This window comes from bacterium (genome assembly GCA_031082185.1).
In the GTDB taxonomy this organism is placed as follows: Bacteria; Sysuimicrobiota; Sysuimicrobiia; order Sysuimicrobiales; family Humicultoraceae; genus VGFA01.
Window position 1 is genome coordinate 13493 of record JAVHLI010000001.1, and the last position, 20745, is coordinate 34237.

General features: G+C 64.9%; 20 protein-coding genes, 1 tRNA gene and 1 pseudogene. 17 read left to right on the plus strand and 5 right to left on the minus strand.

Annotated elements, in window-relative coordinates:
- The first annotated feature begins 3 nt into the window (after nucleotides 1-3).
- The 3 genes from RDU83_00080 to RDU83_00090 all read left to right on the plus strand — a co-directional run bounded on the left by RDU83_00080 (nucleotide 4) and on the right by RDU83_00090 (nucleotide 2922).
- Entirely contained in the window at nucleotides 4-1386 is a 1383-nt protein-coding gene (locus RDU83_00080; GenBank protein ID MDQ7839410.1) for a M20/M25/M40 family metallo-hydrolase, read from the plus strand.
- A 32-nt stretch (nucleotides 1387-1418) separates the two neighbouring features.
- Nucleotides 1419-1496 (plus strand) — tRNA-Glu (locus tag RDU83_00085).
- A gap of 328 nt (nucleotides 1497-1824) precedes the next feature.
- Nucleotides 1825-2922 carry a tyrosine-type recombinase/integrase gene (locus RDU83_00090; GenBank protein MDQ7839411.1) on the plus strand — a complete coding sequence of 366 codons (1098 nt, stop codon included), beginning with the start codon at nucleotides 1825-1827 and terminating at the stop codon, nucleotides 2920-2922.
- A 312-nt stretch (nucleotides 2923-3234) separates the two neighbouring features.
- Here the strand turns inward: RDU83_00090 and RDU83_00095 are convergent, their stop codons facing one another.
- Nucleotides 3235-3423 (minus strand): helix-turn-helix domain-containing protein, encoded by a 189-nt coding sequence (locus RDU83_00095; GenBank protein ID MDQ7839412.1) that lies wholly within the window; start codon nucleotides 3421-3423, stop codon nucleotides 3235-3237.
- A 442-nt stretch (nucleotides 3424-3865) separates the two neighbouring features.
- Between RDU83_00095 and RDU83_00100 the strand changes: the two genes are divergently transcribed.
- The 4 genes from RDU83_00100 to RDU83_00115 all read left to right on the plus strand — a co-directional run bounded on the left by RDU83_00100 (nucleotide 3866) and on the right by RDU83_00115 (nucleotide 7681).
- Nucleotides 3866-5248 carry a sensor histidine kinase gene (locus tag RDU83_00100; GenBank protein MDQ7839413.1) on the plus strand — a complete coding sequence of 461 codons (1383 nt, stop codon included), beginning with the start codon at nucleotides 3866-3868 and terminating at the stop codon, nucleotides 5246-5248.
- The gene (locus RDU83_00105) at nucleotides 5248-5979 is read left to right on the plus strand and encodes a response regulator transcription factor (GenBank protein MDQ7839414.1); all 732 of its coding nucleotides are present in this window, start codon (nucleotides 5248-5250) and stop codon (nucleotides 5977-5979) included. Before RDU83_00100 ends, RDU83_00105 begins: the two co-directional genes overlap by 1 nt.
- 211 nt (nucleotides 5980-6190) lie before the next feature.
- Complete coding sequence (locus RDU83_00110) at nucleotides 6191-7018, plus strand: hypothetical protein (GenBank protein MDQ7839415.1); 828 nt, start codon at nucleotides 6191-6193, stop codon at nucleotides 7016-7018.
- A 90-nt stretch (nucleotides 7019-7108) separates the two neighbouring features.
- Nucleotides 7109-7681, plus strand: coding sequence for a hypothetical protein (locus tag RDU83_00115; GenBank protein ID MDQ7839416.1), 573 nt, complete (start codon nucleotides 7109-7111; stop codon nucleotides 7679-7681).
- A 165-nt stretch (nucleotides 7682-7846) separates the two neighbouring features.
- On the opposite strand, the gene RDU83_00120 is transcribed toward RDU83_00115, so the two are convergent.
- Together RDU83_00120 and RDU83_00125 are read right to left on the minus strand one after the other, a co-directional pair.
- A complete protein-coding gene (locus RDU83_00120) occupies nucleotides 7847-8512 on the minus strand; it encodes a hypothetical protein (GenBank protein MDQ7839417.1) in 666 nt (221 codons plus the stop codon).
- Nucleotides 8513-8970: 458 nt separating this feature from the next.
- Nucleotides 8971-9282, minus strand: a complete 312-nt coding sequence (locus RDU83_00125) for a hypothetical protein (protein MDQ7839418.1) — start codon at nucleotides 9280-9282, stop codon at nucleotides 8971-8973.
- 796 nt (nucleotides 9283-10078) lie between these two features.
- On the opposite strand from RDU83_00125, the gene RDU83_00130 reads away from it, so the two are divergent.
- The 7 genes from RDU83_00130 (at nucleotide 10079) to RDU83_00160 (ending at nucleotide 17677) form a co-directional block, all read left to right on the plus strand.
- Entirely contained in the window at nucleotides 10079-10972 is an 894-nt protein-coding gene (locus tag RDU83_00130) for a hypothetical protein (protein MDQ7839419.1), read from the plus strand.
- Between the two features lie 1053 nt (nucleotides 10973-12025).
- Nucleotides 12026-12253 carry a hypothetical protein gene (locus RDU83_00135; protein MDQ7839420.1) on the plus strand — a complete coding sequence of 76 codons (228 nt, stop codon included), beginning with the start codon at nucleotides 12026-12028 and terminating at the stop codon, nucleotides 12251-12253.
- Nucleotides 12254-12453: 200 nt separating this feature from the next.
- Nucleotides 12454-13470: a Gfo/Idh/MocA family oxidoreductase gene (locus RDU83_00140; GenBank protein ID MDQ7839421.1), complete on the plus strand. Its 1017-nt coding sequence runs from the start codon at nucleotides 12454-12456 to the stop codon at nucleotides 13468-13470.
- Between the two features lie 73 nt (nucleotides 13471-13543).
- On the plus strand, nucleotides 13544-14824 hold the full coding sequence (locus tag RDU83_00145; protein ID MDQ7839422.1) for a sugar ABC transporter substrate-binding protein: 1281 nt from the start codon (nucleotides 13544-13546) through the stop codon (nucleotides 14822-14824).
- Nucleotides 14825-14899: 75 nt separating this feature from the next.
- Nucleotides 14900-15778, plus strand: coding sequence for a sugar ABC transporter permease (locus RDU83_00150; GenBank protein ID MDQ7839423.1), 879 nt, complete (start codon nucleotides 14900-14902; stop codon nucleotides 15776-15778).
- Nucleotides 15775-16623, plus strand: coding sequence for a carbohydrate ABC transporter permease (locus RDU83_00155; protein ID MDQ7839424.1), 849 nt, complete (start codon nucleotides 15775-15777; stop codon nucleotides 16621-16623). Before RDU83_00150 ends, RDU83_00155 begins: the two co-directional genes overlap by 4 nt.
- 16 nt (nucleotides 16624-16639) lie before the next feature.
- The gene (locus RDU83_00160) at nucleotides 16640-17677 is read left to right on the plus strand and encodes a Gfo/Idh/MocA family oxidoreductase (protein ID MDQ7839425.1); all 1038 of its coding nucleotides are present in this window, start codon (nucleotides 16640-16642) and stop codon (nucleotides 17675-17677) included.
- Nucleotides 17678-17693: 16 nt separating this feature from the next.
- On the opposite strand, the pseudogene RDU83_00165 reads toward RDU83_00160, so the two are convergent.
- Both RDU83_00165 and RDU83_00170 read right to left on the minus strand, forming a co-directional pair.
- Nucleotides 17694-17792, minus strand: a pseudogene (locus RDU83_00165) (alpha/beta hydrolase).
- Nucleotides 17793-17875: 83 nt separating this feature from the next.
- On the minus strand, nucleotides 17876-18421 hold the full coding sequence (locus RDU83_00170; GenBank protein MDQ7839426.1) for an integrase core domain-containing protein: 546 nt from the start codon (nucleotides 18419-18421) through the stop codon (nucleotides 17876-17878).
- A gap of 135 nt (nucleotides 18422-18556) precedes the next feature.
- On the opposite strand from RDU83_00170, the gene RDU83_00175 reads away from it, so the two are divergent.
- The 3 genes from RDU83_00175 (at nucleotide 18557) to RDU83_00185 (ending at nucleotide 20729) form a co-directional block, all read left to right on the plus strand.
- Complete coding sequence (locus tag RDU83_00175) at nucleotides 18557-18943, plus strand: transposase (protein MDQ7839427.1); 387 nt, start codon at nucleotides 18557-18559, stop codon at nucleotides 18941-18943.
- 155 nt (nucleotides 18944-19098) lie between these two features.
- Nucleotides 19099-19221, plus strand: coding sequence for a hypothetical protein (locus RDU83_00180; protein MDQ7839428.1), 123 nt, complete (start codon nucleotides 19099-19101; stop codon nucleotides 19219-19221).
- Between the two features lie 113 nt (nucleotides 19222-19334).
- A complete protein-coding gene (locus tag RDU83_00185) occupies nucleotides 19335-20729 on the plus strand; it encodes a Na+/H+ antiporter NhaC family protein (GenBank protein MDQ7839429.1) in 1395 nt (464 codons plus the stop codon).
- Nucleotides 20730-20745: the final 16 nt, after the last annotated feature.

Consider the following 20745-nt stretch of genomic DNA (forward strand, 5'->3'; position numbering starts at 1 on the left):
ACTGTGGCAGCGACCGACATCATGGCGTATCTCGATGCCCACCAGCAGGAGCACCTCGAGCGCACGCGTACGTTCATCCGGCAGCCCAGCATCAGCGCCGACGGCACCGGCATCGCCGCGATGGCCGATCTGGTAGCGGAGACGATCCGGGAGGTCGGCGGACAGGCCGAGATCGTGCCCACCGCGGGACACCCCGTTGTTGCCGGCCGCCTGGAGGTCGGCGCGCCCCGCACGCTTCTCTTCTACGGCATGTACGACGTGCAGCCGGTTGAGGGCGAGGCGTGGACCGTGCCGCCGTTTGCGGGCGAGGTGGTGGATCTTCCGGGGTGCGGGCCCTCGATGGTGGCGCGCGGCGTCTTCAACTCGAAAGGCCCTATGGTCGGCTTTCTCAACGTGCTGCGTTCCTACCGCGCGCTGGGCCAAAGCCCGCCGGTCAACGTCGTCTTCATGGTCGAGGGCGAGGAGGAGCTGGGCAGCCGGAACCTCCGCGCGTTCGTGGAGTCGCACTGCGATCGGCTGCGCGCCGATGCCGCCTACTTCGCGTTCTACGGGCAGGACGCTCGAGGGATACCCGCGATGTACCTGGGGGTGAAGGGCATCGCGTTCCTGGAACTCGTCTGCCGCGGCGGTGAGTGGGGCGGGCCGCAGTCACGCATGATCCACGGAAGCAACGCCGTCTGGATAGGCAGCCCCACCTGGAGGTTGCTGCAGGCGCTGGCCTCGATGATGGGACGCGATGAGCAGATCCTGGTCGAGGGCTTCTATGACGACGTGATCCCGCTGAGCCCGGACGAAGAGCGTCTTCTGGAGCGGCTTACAGAGGTCTTCGACGAGCGGGAGATCTTATCGCAGAACGACGTGCGGCGGTTCAAGCTCGAGGGCCACGGCGAGACACTGTTGCGCAACTATCTGTCGCTTCCCACGCTCAACATTGACGGTATGGTCTCCGGCTGGGTTGGCCCGGGATCCAAGACGGTGCTACCCCACGAGGCCCGGGCGCGCGTGGACGTCCGCCTGGTCCCGCGCATGGAGATCGGCAGCACGCTCAAGCGGCTGCGCGATCATCTGGATGGCCTGGGCTATGAGGACATCGAGATTGACCTGTGGCAGGCCTATCCCTGGGCCCAGACCCCCTGGCTCAGTCCGGTGGTGCAGGCTCTGGATGGAGCGATGCGGGACCAGGGTGTCGCGCCCTACACCTGGCCGCGCATTGCCGGCAGCGCGCCGATGTATCTGTTCTCCGATGTCTTGGGAATGCCGTTCGTGATGGGTGGGCTGGGTCACGGCGGCCGCGCGCACAGCCCCAACGAGTACGCTACGGTTGAAGGGATGCGGCTGTTCGAGCGGTCGGTGGCCGGGTTCCTGGAGCGGTTCGCCGGGACATAGCGCCCGCGTGCTATACTGCTGAAAGCCGGTCAGCCCCCATCGTCTAGCCGGGCCCAGGACGTCGGCCTTTCAAGCCGGTAACGCGGGTTCGAATCCCGCTGGGGGCACCACCTCCTCTACCCTGCATTTGGGGCTCAAACCCGCTTCTGGTCAGGCTTCCGGCGTTTTCATGCTTGCTTCTCTCCAGTGGCCACTTGTGGCCAACACTGCCGTTTTCCGCCCTCTAGTGACGTTGAAAAGACGTTGCAAGAGGTGCTACCATCCGGTTCCGATATGGCGAGTCTGTGGACCATCCACCAGCAGCCCCGCATGGTGCGGGTGAACGGCAGGGAGTATCGCTACCCGGCCCGCATGTTCTACCGCCTTGCCTACCGTCTCTGGTTTCCATCCGGACGCGTCCTGACCAAGACCAAGGATGTCAAGACGAGGAGCGCTGCGGTGGTGCTGCTTCGGGATGCCGAAAAGCTGGAAGCGCGGTCTCAGCGCGCCATCCTGGATCAAACAGATGTGCGGATGTTCCATGCGATTGGGCTGCTGACCGCCGCCGAGGCGGAGCAGTTCCTTGGACGCCCGCCGGATCTGACGTGGGAGAAGCTCGTGCAAAAGTACGAGAAGTACTCGGCGACACACTGCCGGCCGAACACGCACCGCGAGAACATGCGCAGGGCCCGGCAGCTCGTCGACCATCTCACCAGGCGTGGGATTACCCCGGAGGTTGTCACGACGGAGGATACTGAGGATTGGAAGGCCGAGCGCAAGAGGGCCGGAGTGTCAAACAGGACCGTGAATATCGAGTTGAACATTCTCTGGCAGTTGCTTGACGGGGCGTTTGAGGACGGCCGCAATCCCGCACGCAGGGTTGGGAAACTGGATTCCGCGAAGATGGCGCGGCTTCCGCGGGCCTTAACGCCTGAAGAGGATGAAGCGGTCATGCGTCTCATATGGGAAGACCGCGGACTCCTCGCTGGTCAGCTCTGGTGGATGTACCTGCTCTATCGGTTTGGCGGCCTAAGGCGAGATGAGGCTCGGTTGCTGCCTTGGGTTCACGTCTTGGAAGATCGCGTCCTGATTCAGGAAGTGAAGCTGGAAGAGCATGAGCTGTCCAGGATAGACGAGTTCGATCAAGACACATGGCGGCCGAAGGAGCGTGATGCCCGGGCTGTGCCGCTGCCGAAATGGGTGATGGAAGAACTTCGGACAATGCCAAGAACGAGCCGACTCGTGTTCTCGGAGCACGGTCGCGCATTCCTTCCAAGCACCATCACGCGGGCGTTCAAGCGAATCTTGAAGAAGGTTGCGCCTGAACTCACGCTCCACGACCTACGCCACACGTACATCACCGAGCAGATGGAAAACGGAGTGCCACCGGCCCGAGTGCAGAGATTGGCCGGACACAAGCTGCTTAGCACCACTGAACGCTACACCCATATAGCGATTGAAGCCAGGGTTCGGAATCTCGAGCAGGCGTACCGGTCAATTCCTGACCGCGAAGCGTTAGTGCGGACAGTCGGCACCGGATATCCTCCAACTATGTAGGATTGGCAGTATTCAGGAACTGTGTACGGAGCTCGTCTTGTGCAGACGCCCGCTCGAGTTTCTGATCGTCCAATATCCCTTCCGATGGTTTTCAAGCCATTTCTGAACGGCCTCAGGCTCGAATCTCAGACATCGTTCATTGAGACGTAGATGGGGTAGCCGCCGAATCTGGCAGAGGCGGTAGATCGTACGCACCCTCAAGCCCAGTAACTCAGCGACTTCATCTGCCGTCAGGAGCTTGGCGACCATGAGGACATCCAGCCGACTCGAGGAATCAGCAGCTTCCTTTCTCGGCAAATTGGTCGGCGGCAGTTACCTCCTCGGGCTCCGGGGTCGGCCTGCCCCCCCCCGGGCGATCCAAACGCGCAGCTCCTCTTCGTGAATCCTCACCAAACGACCGACGCGGACGGCCGGGAGCCTCCCCTGGCGGACCAGTTCGTAGATCCGGGCCTTGGGCAGGCGCAACATCTGTGCGGCTTCCTGCGCGAGCAGCATCCTCATCGAAGATCACCCGTTTCTTCCGGTGCAAGTTCGAACCTACCTGGTCCCGGTGAATGAGCCGAGGACGTATCCGGCGGCGATCAGGTTACCCGTAGGGCACTCGATGTTGGTCCCGGTCAGGGGCGAATGGTCGCCCTCCGCCACCCCGCTCGCCATACGGAACCTCGGGACAGTCAGGTGGCCGTGTGCTCGTCGAGCAGCAGCGCACGTAGACACCCTGCGGTTGTACTCGCTCAAAGAGGAATGCCCGCGACGGGTCCGATGGGGACATTCCGCGGTGCCGCTCCTCAATGGAAGACGGGCGATGGATTACACGGCCGGCAGGATATGACCCCAGTCATATCCCCGCCCCGCAAAGATGTGACTGGGGTGAGACGACAGGGACGCCCTGCGGCGCTAGGTTGAGAGCGTCAGACAGACACGACGGAGGCCGACAGGAGCGGTGTTTGAAGGATTCCTTATCGATCTGGCCCGCCTGGCGAACCTCGACCCTGTGGAGATGTTCCATCCCACAGCCGGCCGCAGGCGCCGGGATGGGAGACCGCGTGTCGAAGTCTTCCGCCGAGCCCGCCTCATCACGGGTGGGGCAGGCGATGCAGGAGGTGGCGATCTGATGTCAGGCGGCGTGCTGCGTCTCTTCTCGTTCGCACGGTATGGGTTCTATCTCTTCCTGATGATCTCATATGCTACGGGTTGGCCTCCGCTTCCCCCTGGCCGGCTGCCCCTGGTGATGGGTCTCCTCCTGGCGCTCGCGCTGATCGGTGTCGTGCTGGGCCGCGGCCTCCGGAGCCGGACCGTCGCCCAGGGGCTGGTTGCCGCGGAAGTGGTCCTGATCTTTGCGATCGGGGTGCTCGTCCAGGCCCGGGGGCTGTTTGCCATCCTGTACTTCATCACGGTGGCCGAGGCGGTCTTTGCGTTTGCCCGGCCGATGCCTGTAGTCGCGGCGTGTTATGCCCTGCTGGGGGTCAACCTGGCGCTGGCGACCCCGGCGCCGTTCTTCTGGGCGGTTGCCGGGCCGCTCTTGGGCTACGCGCCCGGGTTTGCGGCCTTTGCCGGCCTTAGCCTGCTGGTGGCGGAGCACGACCGGGGCCGCCGCGAGATCGCGACCCTCTACCGGCGCCTGGAAGAGGCGCACCGGGAGTTGCAGCGCCACGCCGCCCAGGTGGAGCAGCTCGCCGTCGTACGCGAGCGGGCTCGGCTGGCGCAGGAGGTCCACGATACGGTCGCCCACGCCCTCACGGGAATCATCGTCCAGGTGGATGCCGCCGGGCGCCTGATGCATGAGCAGCCGGACCGTGCAGCGGATGCCCTTGGCAAGGCTGAGGCGCAGGCCCGAGCGGGGATGGAGGAGGTCCGGCGCACAGTCCAGGCCCTGCGGCCTGAGGCTCTGGAGGCCGCTGGCGGCCTGGCGGCGATGCGGCGGCTGGCGCAGGAGTTTCAGGACAGCACCGGCATCACGGTGGCGCTGCAGACCCAAGGTTCACCCCGTCCCCTGCCTGCCGCAGCAGAGGTGGTGCTCTATCGCGCCCTGCAGGAGGCGCTCACCAACGCCGCCCGCCACGGGCAGGCCCGGCGGGTGGAGGCTACCGTCCAGTACGCCGGTGAGGATGTGGAGTTGCGCGTCACCGATAATGGGAGGGGGACCAACGCGTTCCGCCCTGGGGTCGGTCTCTCAGGCATCGCCGAGCGCGCCGAGAGCCTGGGCGGATGGGCCAGGTTCGACGGGCGGCCCAGGGAGGGGTTCCAGGTGACCGTGTTCGTGCCGGCGCAGACGACTGAGGCCTCGTCCGCCCAGCCGCCACAGCCAGATCCGAGGGGCTACTAATGGTGCGCGAGCGTGCAGTCCGCACGGAGCCGATCCGCATCCTCATTGCCGACGACCATACCCTGATGCGGGAGGGGCTGCAGACCATCCTGGAGACCCAGCCGGACCTGCGCGTGGTGGGCCTGGCCGCCACCGGCGCAGAGGCCGTGGCGCAGGTCCAGGCTTTGCACCCCGACCTAGTACTGATGGACGTGCGGATGCCGGAGATGGATGGGGTCGAGGCCGCCCGGCGCATTAGCGAGATCGCCCCGCAGGTGCAGGTCCTCATGCTCTCGGCCTTTGATGATGACGTCTACGTCATCGAGGCGCTGAAGGCCGGAGCGGTCGGATACCTGCTGAAGGACTTCCCGTCCGAGGAGCTGATCAAGGCGATCCGGACCGTGCACCACAGCCAAGGCATCCTCATCCCTCCCGCCATCGCAGCCAGGGTGCTGGGTGATCTAGCCAAGGGGGGTCCTCGGCCCGAGCAGGCGAGCGTAGCCGAGATGGCGCGATCAGGGGTCACGACCGAAGGGGCCCGGCTGGCCGAGCCCCTCACGCCCCGCGAGGAAGACATCCTCCGCCTGGTGGCGCGGGGGCGGTCGAACCAGGAGATCGCTCAGGCCCTCTATCTGGCGGAGGGCACGGTCAAGAACTACATCAGCCGGATCTACGCGAAGCTCCCTGCCCGCGACCGCGCCCAGGCGGTGCTGTTCGCCATCGAGCGCGGGCTGACAGAGCCCTCCGGCTGACGCCGGCAGGTGCGCCTCCGCAAGAGACGGTGAGGCGCAGAGGGTGGGCACGCACCAAGGCCGGTGGGGGTCTGTGTGGTCGGTGCTGCCTGAGAGATTCGAGTGGAAGACGCGCCCACGGCCAGACCTCCCGGGTCGCCAGGACAGTCTGGCGTAGAGACGCACCAACGGTCGCAGCAGGAGTCGCGCCTCATCGTCTTCTGAGTCCATCATGGATGGCCGACAGCTGAGCCGAGCGCTCAACGATGCGTTTGCCACCTGGCTTGCAGGGTCCGAAGCCCGGGCGCTGCACCACTCGCTGAAGGGCTCCTGTGAGGCCCTCAGGCGGTTTTGCTCGCTGCAGGAAGCCGTCACTCTTCTCCGCGACGTCGCCGGCGGCGACTACCAGACCAAGGACGCGCTGCTACGCGCGTTCGTGGAGGCCTATCAGCGGGACGGGAACCCTCACCGGCCGGCGCTCTTGTTGCTGGGCGCCCTCCAGCCAGGGTTGAGCCACCTGTTCCACCAGCACGCCGGGCGCTGGCCGGGATTGGAGGACGCCGAGCTGTGGGCGCAGATCACGGTGTCCTTGCTTGAGGTAGCCGCCTCGTACAGCCTCGCCCGCCGCCCGCACCGGGTGGCCAAGAACCTGCTCCTGGACACCCTGCGCCGCACGCTTCGCTGGCTCCACGCGCACCACGGCCAGCGAAAGACGCCGCGTGCCCGGCGTGCGGACGACGAGGTGTCGATTGAGATGATCGAGGCCATGCCCTACCTCCAGGCCCTGGTGCGGATCGGCGTGGTGGACGGCGAGGATGCCGCCATCCTGCTGGCGACGCGCGTCGTGGGCGAGCGGCTGCCGGTCCTGGCCCGGCAGCGGGGGGTTAGCTACGAGGCGCTGCGCAAGCGCCGACAGCGGGCGGAGCGGGCGATCTGGGAGCATTTGCAGGCTGCGGTCTGTCGGATCGCGCAGCGCGACAGGCTGGACCCGAACTCGGTGTCGCTGGCCGAGGCCCTGGAAGAAGTGATGCGCGATGTCCCACGCGCAGGGGGAAGTTGACATATCGGGGTGAGATGGGACCCGGCAGAGGCCGTACCGATGGCGTCAGGGTTGCTCTGCCATTCCCAGAGACCTGCGAGGAGGCATTCCATGAGGGTTGTGGCCGCACTCACGTTGATCCTGATTCTGCTCGCACCGCTGGCGCTTGCCGGAGCACCGGCGACCGTCACCGTGGTCGTCAGGCAGCCCCCGCTGCGCGTGGTGTTGAAGCTGGTGCCCGACTACGCTCTTGTGCTGGCCTTTGACCGGCCGATCGGTACGGTGGGCATCGGCGATGACACCCTCGTGGCCACGGCGGTTCGGGAAACGGACCTGATCATGAAGGCTCTCCGCCCGTCAGGGCGAACCAACCTCCTGGTATGGGCGGGGGACGTCCGGACGGTGTGGGAGATCGTCGTCAACCGCGCTGAACGCACCGCTGACATCGTCCAGGTGATTACGCAGCAGCCGACCCCGCCACCCCCACCTCCGGCTGCCCCGCCCCAGGAGTCCTCGGTACCCCCAGCCAGCACGCCGCCGGCGCAGCCCGCCTCAAAGGGGCTCAATTCCAGCACCGCTGCTGTGGTTCCGACTACACCCGATCTTTCGAGAGGAGACAATGCGTGCTTCCGGCGTGGACGTTGTGAACCCGCGGGTAGAGCCAGTCACAGGCTTCCCTCCTGAAACATCGAGCTCGAGTCCTCCGGCAACACACCTTGATAGACTCAACTGGTGCGTTGCCTGGAGATACTTCCGCTAGAGGCCGAACCTATCCGGCTCTGTCGTCTTTGCGGAAATCAATCCAGCTCAAACTGTCGAATTGCTCGTGGAGCGCTCGCGAGCACATGGTCAGGTCGCGTCCGCACTTCGGAAGCGAATCTCACAGAACGTCCTGGCCCTCTGCCATTTCTCCTTGTCCTTGTCTCGTGGTGCGTCCTGCTCCTGCCTCCGTAGCGTGGCCAATACATCCCCCTCGGCGGCCCAGGTCCAGTCAAGGGCGTACTCCAGCGGATCGCCCTCTTTCGCCGGGACGGGGTATTTCACAGCAGCCCGGTGGTCGCAGAGCCACTCCGTGAAGCCGGGCAATGTTTGACAGGAATGATGGTAGGCCCCGCCTACCCATTGCTGGCGCGTCTCCGTCTGATGGGCGTCGATAATCGGCTGACCGATGAAGATGTCGTTCTGCGAATCTATCACGCACTTCCCGAACGCGACGCCGACGCGGAGGGGCATGGAACCGATGCTCTGTCCAACAAGGAAGCAGAGCAGCATCGGAAGCACGTCCATCGCGCCTTCGGCAGGCGCCCAGAGCAGGACCGTGTCGCTGAATACTGCGCCGTCGACGATGAGCAGGGGTTCACTTCGCGGCTTGTAGCCGACCATACACTGAAAGGATCGAACCTGCCTCCTTAGCCCAAGGTAGTTCTCGTACACCGTTTCCAGCGGGTTTGTCCTGACCAAATGGGAGAACCCCAGCACGTCACATACTGCAACTAGATATTCGCCGATCGCCATGTCGGGCGCCCCCTAGATTCGATCCTTCGTCACCCCGTGCTTCGGGTGGGGCCAGCCTAGGAGGAACATGGCGAACTGCCTGGCGTCCCTTGTGCGATGGCCCACGAGCCGCCCCTTGAGGGCTGCGACTCCCAGGTGGCGCTCAATTCCCTGAGGGCCTTCTCCAAGAATCGTTCGAACGGCGTCTTCATGCGTCCTGCCTCCGGGTGTTGCTGGGTAACCATTCAGCCTACCTCTCGCGGAACCGTTCCCTCCTTGGAGGTCCATATCCGACACGCTTTCCATCTGCTGTGCTCTTGCGAGTTCCCCTGCTGAACGGCCCGTCCTCCACTCTGACCCAGCAGGTGCCGCTACTTGGCTTGATGCCAGGTAACATCAGCCCTGAAGCACAGCCACCGCAGCAACGCGGAGGAAGTACCTTCCCTGAAGCGCGACCTCCAGGCAACATCTCATGCGATTCACCCCGCCATTCCGCACCGCGGGCAGCGCAGTTCCGTGTCTCCCATATGCAAGAGTGCCAGCCCGCAGTTGGAACAGAGCAGGTGTTCCACAACAAAGGCGGTCAAAGGGCGCCGGCCTCCCCGCCTGGGCACCCGCTCGAACTTGCGCCTGATGCGCTGGAGAGCGTTGTCAATCACCTTCATGCTACGGCCCAGACTGCCTGCCATCTCCTCGTAAGACTTGCCCTCCAGGTAGGCGGCCAGCGCCCTGTACTCCAGCTCATTGAGCACGATCCTGCCCGGCAGCGGCAGCCCTTCCCCCTCTGCCACAAGCGCTTCGTATATTGGACACAGAGCATTACGCCGGCATCGTGCGCACTTCCGGATGTGCCGAAGGAGGCGCAGTCTTGGCGCAAGACGATATCTCGCCCCGCCGCTCTCGTTACCCATTCCCAATTCCGCTTTCTTGAAACATGATTTCGTGTTCCAGACAGGCAATACTTTTCCCTGCGCATCTTCCATCATGACTCGCGACATTTGATGAGCCGTTTCTTCGCGCTCAAACCCGACCCGAACCGCTCGCGAATGGTCATGTCTCCAGGCTCGATGGCCGCCGGTGCGGTCGCTGGTGTCCTGGGCCTGACGCCACGCGTGGCGGCTGAAGCCCTCGCTTTGATCACAGCCCCCCTCAATGGTCGGGGGAAAGAACGAAGACGGTCTTGCCGTAGTCCTTGGAGTCCTCCCAGAAGTCACCCATGAGGTGCGTGGCGAAAAGCACTTTCAGATCTATCTTCGGATGCTCGGCCACCTTCTTCACCTCGCCAAGCAGTAACCATCCAGACTTGTGTTCGCAGGCGTCCCGGCAGTGCTTGCAGGAGCAAGGTCAGACCCTCGCCACCTCCGCTGTCCCGCCCTGACGTTCGGATTCCGTCTCGCCGGTCGCCGCGCGGCCGGGACGGCGCACTCGATGGCTCGGCCTGAAGCGCGAGGTGGCGCGGGACGATCTGCGGCAAAGCGGCGAGTCGTCTGGAGGTCACGGGCATCACGTGCAAGGTAGCCTGTCCCGACGGCGAGAGCCGAGGACATTTCCGGGTGAAGGAGGTGGTGGCGGAGGGGGAGTGCGGAAGTGACAAGTGCATACGGTGACCGGCTACAGGTTGAGGACGGGTCTGCTAAGTCCGCGGATTCGTCGGAAGCGTACGGCCTGTTGGCGTCGGACGAGGAGCGGCCTGTCGTTGAAGAGCCGCAGCCGGGCCTGTACTATCGGCTGCACCCGGACGCGCGCGGTGGCATCGTCCTGACAGAGGTGCTGCGCCGTCGCGGACCGGACGGCCGGCGCGTGGTGCTGACCCGCTACGTGTCCGGCTCCAGACGCAACGGGCGCTCCTGTACCTGCGGCTTGTGGCGGCGCGCGGGGACCTGCTTCCACCTCGTCAGCGTGGAGTGGGCCCTGGCCGAGGCCGCCCGAGCGAAGCCGCTGTTGTCGACCTGCAGTGAGGAGGACCGGCATCTCTTCGTCTGCGGGGCATGCGGCGGCGACGCCTCGACCGGCTGGCGACGCGGACGCTCGCTCCTCTGTACGGCGTGTCTGGAGGAGCGGCGGCTGCGCGAGAGGCCGGCGGTCGAACGGCAGCGCGAGACTGGCTTCTGCGCCCGATGCGGGATGCTGGCTGCGGGCCTGGTGGCTGTGGTCGGGGATCGATACTGCCCGGCGTGTGCCGGGGAGGTCCTCGCCCGGCTGCCCGGACTCGTGGCCCGGCTCTACCGCAAGATCGAGGCGTGTGAGCGGTTCTCGCAGCGCTGCCTCCGGCTGACAGGCAGGCGAAGCGAGGAGGCGGATCTCTACGCTTCCGATCTTCGTCGCACGGTGGCCTGGCTCAGGCCGCAGGCCGTGGAGCAGTTCAGGCAGCAGCTTCTTGCTCGCCTGAAAGCTCGGAAGGTCATACCGCCGGTTGCCGCCCCGGTACTGCCAGCGGGGGAGGCGACGTCGGTGGCGTTCGAGGGCGTACCTGCAGCATGATGCAGCAGCAAATCTACTGCCGCCACCTCCACTCCCAGCGGAGGGCTGGACACTGTCCAGCTCCTCACCGGGAGCGGAGACTCGACGCCCCGGTTCGCTTCCCCCACCACCTTTTCTGGCGATGTCCCTTTCGCTCACGCCCCGAGACCACAGCATATTCCTCGATCTGAAGGATCAGGGAGCAGCCACGGCCGAGGATCTGCTTCCCTGGTTTCCCTCAGCGTCGGCGCTGAGGATGCGCCTTCTGCAGATCGTGCGGGCAGGGTACGTCGAGATCGTCGGCCATGACAATGGCCGACGGGTCTATGCGCTAGGCCCCCGAGGCAAGCGACACCTGGGTATCAATTCCAACTGGCGCACGCGCCCGCAGGAAGCCCTCCGTCAGGTGCTGTGGCGGCGGTGCCATGCGCAGTTGGTGGCACAAGGGTATCGGCGGATAGGGGGCTGGCGTGGCGGGGTAGGACTGTATCGCGGGATCTCAGGCCCGGCGCTGGCCGTGCAGGTCTTTGGCGCCAGGCCATCAACCTGTCACATCCACACGCTCCTCAAGCGGCATCGCCCGGCGCTGATACGTGAGGGAGCGGTGCTGTGCGTGTTCAGCCCCTCAGAATTCGAGTTTGCAGAGGCTGGTGGCTGGCTCCTCGTTGGTTGTGTGGAGACCTCGTCACTTGTCAGTCCAGATCCAAAGGGGTCTGCCGGTACTCGTTGATGAGGCGCGAGGTTGCGATGCCAGTTCATCCGCTTCGGGCCAGATAGCCCAGCGCCTACAGAGACGCTGCGGCGGGCCCTGTATGCGCTGAGTTGCCCCGGGCCAACGAAGACGCGGCCCGGAGCCTGGCCGAAGGGCTCGAGGAGACCCTCACCCTCCATCGGCTGGGCCTCGCCGATCGGTTGGGGCTGGACCACGAGTGACCAGAAGCAGCGGTGGCTGGCGACGACCTTGTTGGAGAACGAACCCAGGCTGCGTCGGCTGCGCAGGTGTCCGGCGTTGCCACAGTTGCGCATCGCGCTCAAGACCGCTGTCATGCAGGGAAAGGAGGTGAGGGTAGCGTAATGAGCGCTGGGGGTTGCTCCCGGAAAATCAACTACCCTTTGGACACCCTCCTGGAGGTCTGTGGGTGGCGATCGTTTCAGCCCGAAGTACGCGAGGCGATGCGCACCGTGCAGCGCACGAGCGGTGGTGAGGAAGCCGGAGGCTGGCTGGAGGTGCGGCTGCCCGCGCCCTCCGGAGCACGGAGTCAGCTACGCCGGACGTTGCGCGACGTCGGACGGCCCGCCTGAGAGGAGGCTGGAGGTGAGCGGGGGCCAAGCGAGCCGGCCCCTTCAGTGTGAGGCTGGGCACACGCCGATGATCACCAAGGGAGGCTAGCGAGGTGAACACGTACATCATAGGCCAGGGGAAGTGCCACCCAGGGCTTGACAGTCTCGGACCAGTACATACGCCGGACATCCCGGTAATTTGAGTGTACACTGTCCACGGAGTGATCCATTCTGCAAGACTAGGGGTCATCGGCCTCGGTCTGATGGGGGAACGGTACGGGCGGATTCTCGCCGCGCTCCCTGCCTGCGAAGTCGTCGCCGTCGCTGATCTCGACGTTTCCAAAGCGCACACCCTCGCCGCGCAGTTGGGTGCGGAAAGCTGTTCAACCGACGCGCTCATCGCCCGGCCCGACGTGGATGCGATCTGCGTGTGTACGCCTGAAGACACGCACGCGGAGATTGCCTGCGCGGTTCTGGCCGCCCGGAAGGACCTCCTCGTCGAGAAGCCACTGGCCAGATCGTCCGCCGAAGCGCACCGCATCGCCGCTGCGGCCGAGGCGTCCGGCAGGATCGCGGCCGTCGGGCACCTGCTCCGGTTCGAGCCCCACTATGCTGCGGCCTACCAGCGTCTCCAGGCCGGCAGCATCGGCGCGCCCCTGTATGCCGTTGCTTGGCGCGAGAGTACCCGCGCATCCGCCACCCGCTACGTCAGCCGGTCGTCCGTGCGGATGCACCTGATGGTACACGATATCGACCTGCTGCGGTGGTTTTCGGGCGCCGAAGTGCTCCGCATCCAGGCGGCCTGTCCCAATGCTCCCTCGCCGGGCTCCGGCGCAGGCGGGGCCGAAGCCGTCACCGCCATCCTCGAGTTCACCAACGGCATGACCGCGACGCTGGTGCACTCGTGGGCGCTGCCGTCGTCGACGCCTTCGCCGCTGCGCACCGGGGTGCGGGTGGTCGGCAAGAAAGGTGAAGTCGGCGTGGACTTTAGCCTGCCCGCAGTCACGGTCAGCGACGAGACGGGTCACACGCATCTATTGACCGAGTACTTCACCGAACTGCCGACGGCGCAACTCGCGGGCTGCCTGCGCTCACAGATCGAGCACTTCGTGCGCTGCGTCGCCGCACGGACCGCTCCGCTGGTTTCCGTGAACGACGGCCTGAGGGCCGTGGAGGTGGCGGAAGGGATCCAGCAGGCGATCGAAGGTCAGCACCACGTGACGCTGTCTTATGCGTGAGGCCACGCAGCACACGCATGAGGACGACGCGCGATCAACCGGCACTGCCGGTGATGGTTAGGAGGCGATGACAATGCGAAGTTGGCACGTCAGGACCCTTGCGATGGGGCTCGTCGTACTGCTGGTTGTCCTGGTCGCGCCGCTGACCAAGGCGGCGCCCACCCCCGTGACCTTGGACTTCCCGAGCTGGATGTGGTCTGAGCCGGGAGTCGGCGAGTACTTCAACGACGCGATCGCCGAGTTCGAACGTGAGAATTTCAACGTTAAGATCAAGAAGACGACCATTCCGGCCGGCGAGTGGGAAGACAAGATAATCATCACCCTAGCGTCCGGTCAGGCCCCCGACGTTCTCAAGCTCTTCACCAACAACGTGCCGTTCTTCATGGATCGGGGTTTGCTGGAGCCGCTCAACAGGTGGTTTGACAACGCACCGTTCAAGAACAAGCTCATCGGCGTGCAGAAGGTGGCTGTGCGGGACGGCAAGGTGTACGGGGTGGTACTGACGGCCTCTCCCCACGGTTTCCAGTACAACAAGAAGCTGCTCGAGGCGGCAGGTGTGACGCGGGTCCCGACGACGCCTGCGGAGTTGTTCGAGGCCGCCCGGGCCATCAAGGCCAGGACCGGGCTGTTCGGGTATGCGTTTGCCAGCGACCCGGCGGATGTGCTCCAGGCGTACATCTCGCTGATGCAGTGGGTTATCGGGAACGGATCCGACTTCTCAAGGGACGGGAAACCGAACTGCAACGATCCCAAGATCGTGGAGTCGCTGGAGTGGCTGAAGCGGTTGCTCGACGCCGATCTTGCGCCGCGGGGTGTCACCGTCTCCATGTTCCGGCGGATGTTCTGGGAAGGGCAGCTGGGTATGATTGTCGACGGTCCGTACACGATGACGTACATTCGTGACCGCAACTCGCAGCTCTACCCGTCGATCGGATACGGTCCGGTCCCGTTTGCGCTCCGTGACGCGGGGTCGATCACGGGCGGCGCCTTCTACACCATCCCACGGGTCGCCAAGAACAAGGAGGAGGCCTGGAAGTGGATCGAGTTCATCAACCGCGACAAGTGGCAGCGCCGCTGGCTGGAGGAGCTTGTCCAGATCCCCGGCACCGTGGTGAAGCCCACGGAGAAGTTCCTCAAGGACAACCCGTGGGTCAACACGATGAACGAGATTGCCGCGAAGCAGAAGTCAGGTTTCGGCTACGCGCCGTCGGGGTTTGAGAAGTACGGCCCTGAGTTCCGCCGGATCGTTATAGATCACTGGGCGCAGGTACTGGCCGGGCGGCAGGCGGTGAAGCCTGCGATGGATGCCTGCCAGACCGCGCTGGAAAGGTGGGCGGCGACGCTGCCGAAGTAGCGAGAGCATGACGGCCCCGGAGCAAGTACCGGGATCGGCGCCCGTTCCGGGGTTCGTTGTATTACTGCGAACCTCATGACCGCATCCACTCGACGCCTGGCCTTCGGGCTGGTTGCCCCGGCGGCGATTCTGATCGGCGTCGTGTTGTTCTATCCCATTCTTCACGGCGTCTGGATGAGTCTGTTCGACATCCCGCTGCTGGGGCCGCCGCCCAGGTATGTGGGGCTGTCGAACTTCGCGAACCTCGTGATGCGCGACGATTTCCGCCATGCGTTCAAGGTGACGCTGGCCTACACCGCCGGCACGGTGGTGACGGCGTTTGGCATCGGCTTCCTGGTGGCCATCCTGCTCAACGCGGCCATCTTCGCCCGGCCGATCGCGCGGACGCTACTGCTCCTGCCGTGGGCGATTCCGGAGGTTGTCGCGGTTCTCGTCTTTGCCTGGATGTTGGACTTCCAGTGGGGAGTCCTGAACTATCTGCTGTCGCTGACCGGGTACTTCCCGCCGAAGATCGGCTGGCTGTTGTCCCCGGACCTGGCGCTCTACGCGGTCATGGCGGTAACCGCGTGGAAAGACTACCCGCTCGCCGCGGTGATGATCCTGGCCGGCCTCCAGGGCATTCCGCAGGACCTCTATGAGGCGGCGCGGGTGGACGGCGCGACGTCGTTTCAGGAGTTCCGGCACATCACGCTGCCCGGGCTTCGGCCCATCTCGGCGGTCGTCTTCCTGCTGCTGACCCTCTACTCGTTCAAGCGCGTCGCCCTCATCTACATCATGACCGCCGGCGGGCCGAGTCGTGCCACCGAGACACTCTCGGTGTTGACCTATCTCGAGGGCTTCAAGTTCTTCCGCATGGGCAGCGCGGCGGCCATCGGCGTGGCCATGCTGGCGGTGACGCTGGTGTTCACGCTCTTCTACTACCGCTTCACCATGGCGGCGGAGAGCGCGACATGACGGGCCGCCGCGGGTATCGCGCGTACCGGCAGGGCCGCATGGCCGCCGCCAATCTGGCGGTGCTGGTCCTGATCGTGGTGCTGCTCTTTCCGATCTACTGGATGCTGATCTCGTCGCTTCGAGGCGAAAGCCAGTTCTCGTTTCCCCCGAAGTTCCTGCCCACGCATCCGTCGGCGACGAGCTACGTTCAGATCTTCACGCAGAAGCCGCTGGGGACGTGGCTGCTGAACTCCACCATGGTTTCCCTGGCTTCGACAATGCTGTCCATCGCGGTGTCGGCGCCGACGGCGTTTGTCCTCTCGCGGTTTCGGAGCGCTGCGCTGACATCGTTCTCCATCGCGATCCTGGCCACGCAGATGCTGCCGGCCACGTTGCTGGTCATCCCGATGTACTTCCTCTTCCGCACCCTGCGGCTGCTGGACAGCCTCGCGGGGCTGGTGCTGGTCTACACGGCGTTCGCGATTCCCCTCTCGGTATGGATCCTGCGGGGATTCTTCGACACGATCCCTCGCGATCTCGAGGAGTCGGCTAAGATCGACGGCTGCACCGAATTGACCGCGTTCCTGCGGATCACGCTGCCGCTGTCGCTGCCGGGTCTGGCCGCGACCGGCGTGTTCGCCTTCGTGCTCGCGTGGAACGACTTCTTCTTCGCCAAGACGTTCATCAACAGCCAGTGGAAGTGGGTGGTGCCCGTTGGCCTAAGCTCGCTCTCAGGCTGGTACGTGCTCGAGTGGCAGCAAACCATGGCCGCCTCAGCCGTCTTTGCGCTTCCCCCGGCCATCGCATTTCTCTTCGTGCAGCGATATCTGGTTGGCGGGCTGACGGGCGGGGCAGTCAAAGGATAACCGGAGGCAGGGGTCCATGAGCGTTGGAGTGGGCATTGTCGGTGCAGGGATTTTCGGGCGGCGTCACGCGCAGGCGTATACCGGGCATCCGGACGCTAGGCTGCTGGCGATCTGTGACATCCAGCGTGACCGGGCAGAGGCCCTGGCCGCGCAGTTCGGAGGCGCGGTGTACACCGACGTGGCGTTGATGCTCCGGCATCCAGGTGTGGACGCCGTCTCGGTGGTCACGCCGGACCAGTCACACCGCGAGGTGGCGGTGGCGGCCGCCCGGGCCGGGAAGCACCTGCTCGTGGAGAAACCCCTCGCCACCACGGTTGAGGATGCGCAGGCCATCATCGACTCCGCGAGGAGCAACGGCGTCATGCTCATGGTGGACTTCCACAACCGGTGGAACCCGCCATTCTGCGCCGCGCGGGACGCGATCAAAGCCGGCCAGATCGGCAAGGTGAAGTACATCTACATGCGGCTGCACAACGCCATTACCGTGCCCGCGGAGATGCTCCGGTGGTCCGGCGGATCGAGCGTCGTCTGGTTCTTGGGCAGCCACTGCCTCGATCTGCTGCGATGGCTGCTGGAGGCCGAGGTCGAGCGCGTCTCCGCCGTGGCCGGCAGCGGTGTCCTGAAGGAACAGGGCATCGATACCGACGACTACGTGGTGGCGACCCTGGAGTTCTCCGGCGGCCAGAGGGCGACGCTGGAGAACTGCTGGATTCTCCCGCCCGGCGGGCCCGCGATCAAGGACTTCAAGAGCGAGATCATCGGCGAGCGGGGCGCCATCTATGTTGATACGTCACACAACGAGAGCCTGGTCATCGCCCATCCCGAGGGGATCGCCTACCCCGATCTCTTTGCCGCGCCCGTGGTGGCGGGACGCATCGATGGCTTCGTGATGAAGAGTATCTGGCATTTCGTGGAGTGCGCACGCGATCGCCGAGACCCCGAGGTTACGGGTGTCGATGGCCTGCGGGTGACCGAGGCCGGCGTGGCCATCTTGCGATCGGCTCACGAGGGAGTCCCACTCGACATACAGCGGCCTGCAGGCCATGAACGATGAGCACTCACCGCCCGCTTCAGGCCTCTGGGGCCAGGAACCTGGTGAACCACCCGGCCGCCAGCCGCGCGACCGCTTCCAGGGCCCCGGGTTCTTCGAAGAGGTGCGTGGCGTTGGGACCAGGTTCGGGCCGGAGTCCGGGAAGCAGATACGTCAGTATTTATGAAATTGGGGACCTAGATGCTGTTTTGGTTTCGTTGATCATGCTGCCACCACCTGCGTGGCGATCGCGTAGGCCTCCCGCGGCGTCTTGTGCCCATGCCGTTCGATGAGCCACTGGGTGTTGTAGTGCTCGACGAAGGCCTGGACCGCCGTGCGCAGGTCGTCGAGATCAACGTACGTCTGGGCCCACAGGCACTGCTCCTTAAGCGTCCGGATGAACCTCTCGGCACACCCGTTGCAGGGGGGCTCCCCAGCGAACGCCGGGGACGCCTCGATCCCCAGCCAGCGCAGCGCGCCCTGGAAGTGGCTTGAGGTGTACTGCGGCCCCCAGTCGTGCCCCAGGGCGATCCCTCGGGCGACGTCGGGGGCGACCTTCCCGAACCGTTGACGCACCGCATCGTAGATCGGCTCGGTGGCCGCAAAGCGATCGCCGCGCTTCGCCACCGTCGTCCAGGCCTCGGTGGTATGGTGAACGATCGCCACGAACGCCCCCACCCAGCCGTCGTCCCGGGTGTAGGCCATTGTGGTGTCCGTGCCCCACAGGCGGTCGGGCGCCTCGGGGATGATCGTCCCGTCGTACGGCATCGGCACCCGTCTCACAAGTGCGGGGTTGCGACCTCACAACAGTGAGGCCCGATTGCGAACTGCTCGGGGGCATGTTGCAGGATTCTCAGGACCAGGTCGACCTGGATTCTGCAGATCCCCGAGGGCCTGCTGGTAGTGATCGGTGGCGGCAAGGGGCTGCAGCGGGCCGTCCACGAGGTCTTCGGGGAGCAGGCCCTCGTCCAACGGGGCACCTGGCACAAGCGCGAGAACGTCGTGGCCTATCTGCCCCAGCCCCTGCAGCCGCTGTGGCGGGCCAAGTTGCAGTGGGCCTACCGGCTGCCGACGTACGCCGCGGCCCACGCGGAGCTGCAGCGCCTGCACCAGGACCTGCGGCCCCGCAATGAAGACGCAGCCCGCAGTCTGGCCGAAGGGCTCGAGGAGACCCGCACGCTCCATCGGGTGGGCCTCGCCGATCGCCTGGGGGTGAGCCTGAACACGACCAACGGGCTCGAGTCTATCCTGGCCGTGGTGGAGCAGCGGGTGGGCAAAGTCGATCGCTGAACCACGAGTGACCGCAAACAACGGCGGCTACCGACCACGCTGTTGGAGATCGAACCCCGACTAAGTCGTCTGCGCGGCTACCGTGCGTTACCGTAACTACGGGTGGCATTGAAGCAGAGGATTACGCAGGGGAAGGAGGTGATGGTGGCGTAGTGATGGCTGGGGCTGCTCTCACATTTCAACTGGCCCTGGGACACGCCCGCTATCGGGCGTTGCCACAGTTGCGCATCGCGCTCAAGACCGCTGTCATGCAGAGGAAGGAGGTGCGGGTGGCGTAATGAGCGCCGGGGGTTGCTCCCAGGATATCAACTACCCTCGGGACACCTGCTGGCGTGGTGCTCTGGGAGGTGAGTGAGGAGGAACGACCTTGTAGGCCCGTCTCCATGTGGCTGTGAAGAGGGAGCGTGAACACATGCGTAGGGCACAGCAGTCCTGGAGTATCGTACTGTTCGTCGCAGCCCTCCTGCTAGCCCTGTACATCTACACTGCCATCAAGCCTCCCACGCTGTGGGGGCTTGTTCCCATCATCCTGTACGCAGTGCTGGTCCTGCTGGGCGTGGATGTGGTCCTCGCCACACTGGGTTCCCTGGTGACTGCCATCATCATGACCGGAACGGCCCCTAAGGCCCTGGCCGGCCTCATGGCGGAGTCGCTCGGAGCGTTCATAACGGTCGTCGGAATGATCATCATGCTGGGGGGTGGCCTCGGTCAGGTCACGCGGGAGACCGGGGTGGCGGAGCATATGGTACGAACGATCATGCACCGGATCGGAGTGAAGACCCGCACGCAGGTCCAGATCGGGGTGATGCTCACCTCGACCATCCTGGTGGGTGCGTTGGGGACCCTGGCAGGGGCAAACGCCATACTGGCGCCCATCGTGATTCCCATTGTGGCCGCTCTGGGGTTCACGCCGCCGGCGCTGGCTGCAATGCTTCACGCGGCTGGTGCGCCAGGGCTCTTCATCGGCCCCTTCACACCGCCGGTCGTAACGCTGACAGCGACCGCCAAGGTCGCCTACGTTCCGTATCTGCTCGCGGTCGGCCTGCCGATGGCCATCGTGACGTGGATCACCGGGTTCTTCATGGTCCGGTGGATCCAGCGGCGGACCGAGGGCGTCTACACGTACGACGAGTCGGATCTCGTGAGAGAGGACCGCGTGTTGGGCCCGGAGGCCCGCTGGGGCACATGGGCGTTTACCCTCACGATTCTCATCATGGTGATCTACGGCATCACCATCAAAGCTGGGTACTCCTACGCGATCCTAGCCATGCTAGTGACCTCCTTTACAACAGGGCTGGCGGCACGGCGCAGTCTAGTAGAGGTCCTTCAGGCCATCTACACAGGTGCCTCCCGGTTGATTTGGCTGTTCTTCCTGTTCTGGCTGTTCAACCCGCTGGTCGTGCTCGTGGGGAAGACGAAGGCCTACGATGCCCTCCTGGAGGCCGTGAAGCCGCTGCTGGAGGTGGTCGGATCCTACGGGTTCGTCGTCGTGGCCACACTGATCGGCTGGCTCGGCGTGTCCGGCGCCGCAGTGGCGCAGGTGGTGCTTATGAACGAGGTCTTCGGGCCCACAGTGCAGCAGCTGGCTATTCCCGCCCTTGCCTGGGTGGCCGTGCTGCTGGCCAGCTCGCAGATCGACTGGTTCGGCCCATTCCCCAATGCCGACATGATCGGCCAAATGGGGCTTGCCCGATCAAAGGACCTCAGGATGCAGATGTACAACGGGTGGGCCATCATGGGCGTCAACTGCATCCTGTTCCTTATCCTCTTCTTGATCTTGACGTGAGCGCAGCGTAAGTGTG

Bases quoted from the DNA above. Each gene is read 5' to 3' on its own strand.
- RDU83_00135 (MDQ7839420.1), top strand. From the start codon at position 12,026: ATGAGCGCTGGGGGTTGCTCCCGGAAAATCAACTACCCTTTGGACACC.
- RDU83_00170 (MDQ7839426.1), bottom strand. From the start codon at position 18,421: ATGCCGTACGACGGGACGATCATCCCCGAGGCGCCCGACCGCCTGTGG.
- RDU83_00160 (MDQ7839425.1), top strand. From the start codon at position 16,640: ATGAGCGTTGGAGTGGGCATTGTCGGTGCAGGGATTTTCGGGCGGCGT.
- RDU83_00150 (MDQ7839423.1), top strand. From the start codon at position 14,900: ATGACCGCATCCACTCGACGCCTGGCCTTCGGGCTGGTTGCCCCGGCG.
- RDU83_00180 (MDQ7839428.1), top strand. From the start codon at position 19,099: ATGGCTGGGGCTGCTCTCACATTTCAACTGGCCCTGGGACACGCCCGC.
- RDU83_00155 (MDQ7839424.1), top strand. From the start codon at position 15,775: ATGACGGGCCGCCGCGGGTATCGCGCGTACCGGCAGGGCCGCATGGCC.
- RDU83_00105 (MDQ7839414.1), top strand. From the start codon at position 5,248: ATGGTGCGCGAGCGTGCAGTCCGCACGGAGCCGATCCGCATCCTCATT.
- RDU83_00095 (MDQ7839412.1), bottom strand. From the start codon at position 3,423: ATGAGGATGCTGCTCGCGCAGGAAGCCGCACAGATGTTGCGCCTGCCC.
- RDU83_00145 (MDQ7839422.1), top strand. From the start codon at position 13,544: ATGCGAAGTTGGCACGTCAGGACCCTTGCGATGGGGCTCGTCGTACTG.
- RDU83_00120 (MDQ7839417.1), bottom strand. From the start codon at position 8,512: ATGGCGATCGGCGAATATCTAGTTGCAGTATGTGACGTGCTGGGGTTC.
- RDU83_00115 (MDQ7839416.1), top strand. From the start codon at position 7,109: ATGAGGGTTGTGGCCGCACTCACGTTGATCCTGATTCTGCTCGCACCG.
- RDU83_00110 (MDQ7839415.1), top strand. From the start codon at position 6,191: ATGGATGGCCGACAGCTGAGCCGAGCGCTCAACGATGCGTTTGCCACC.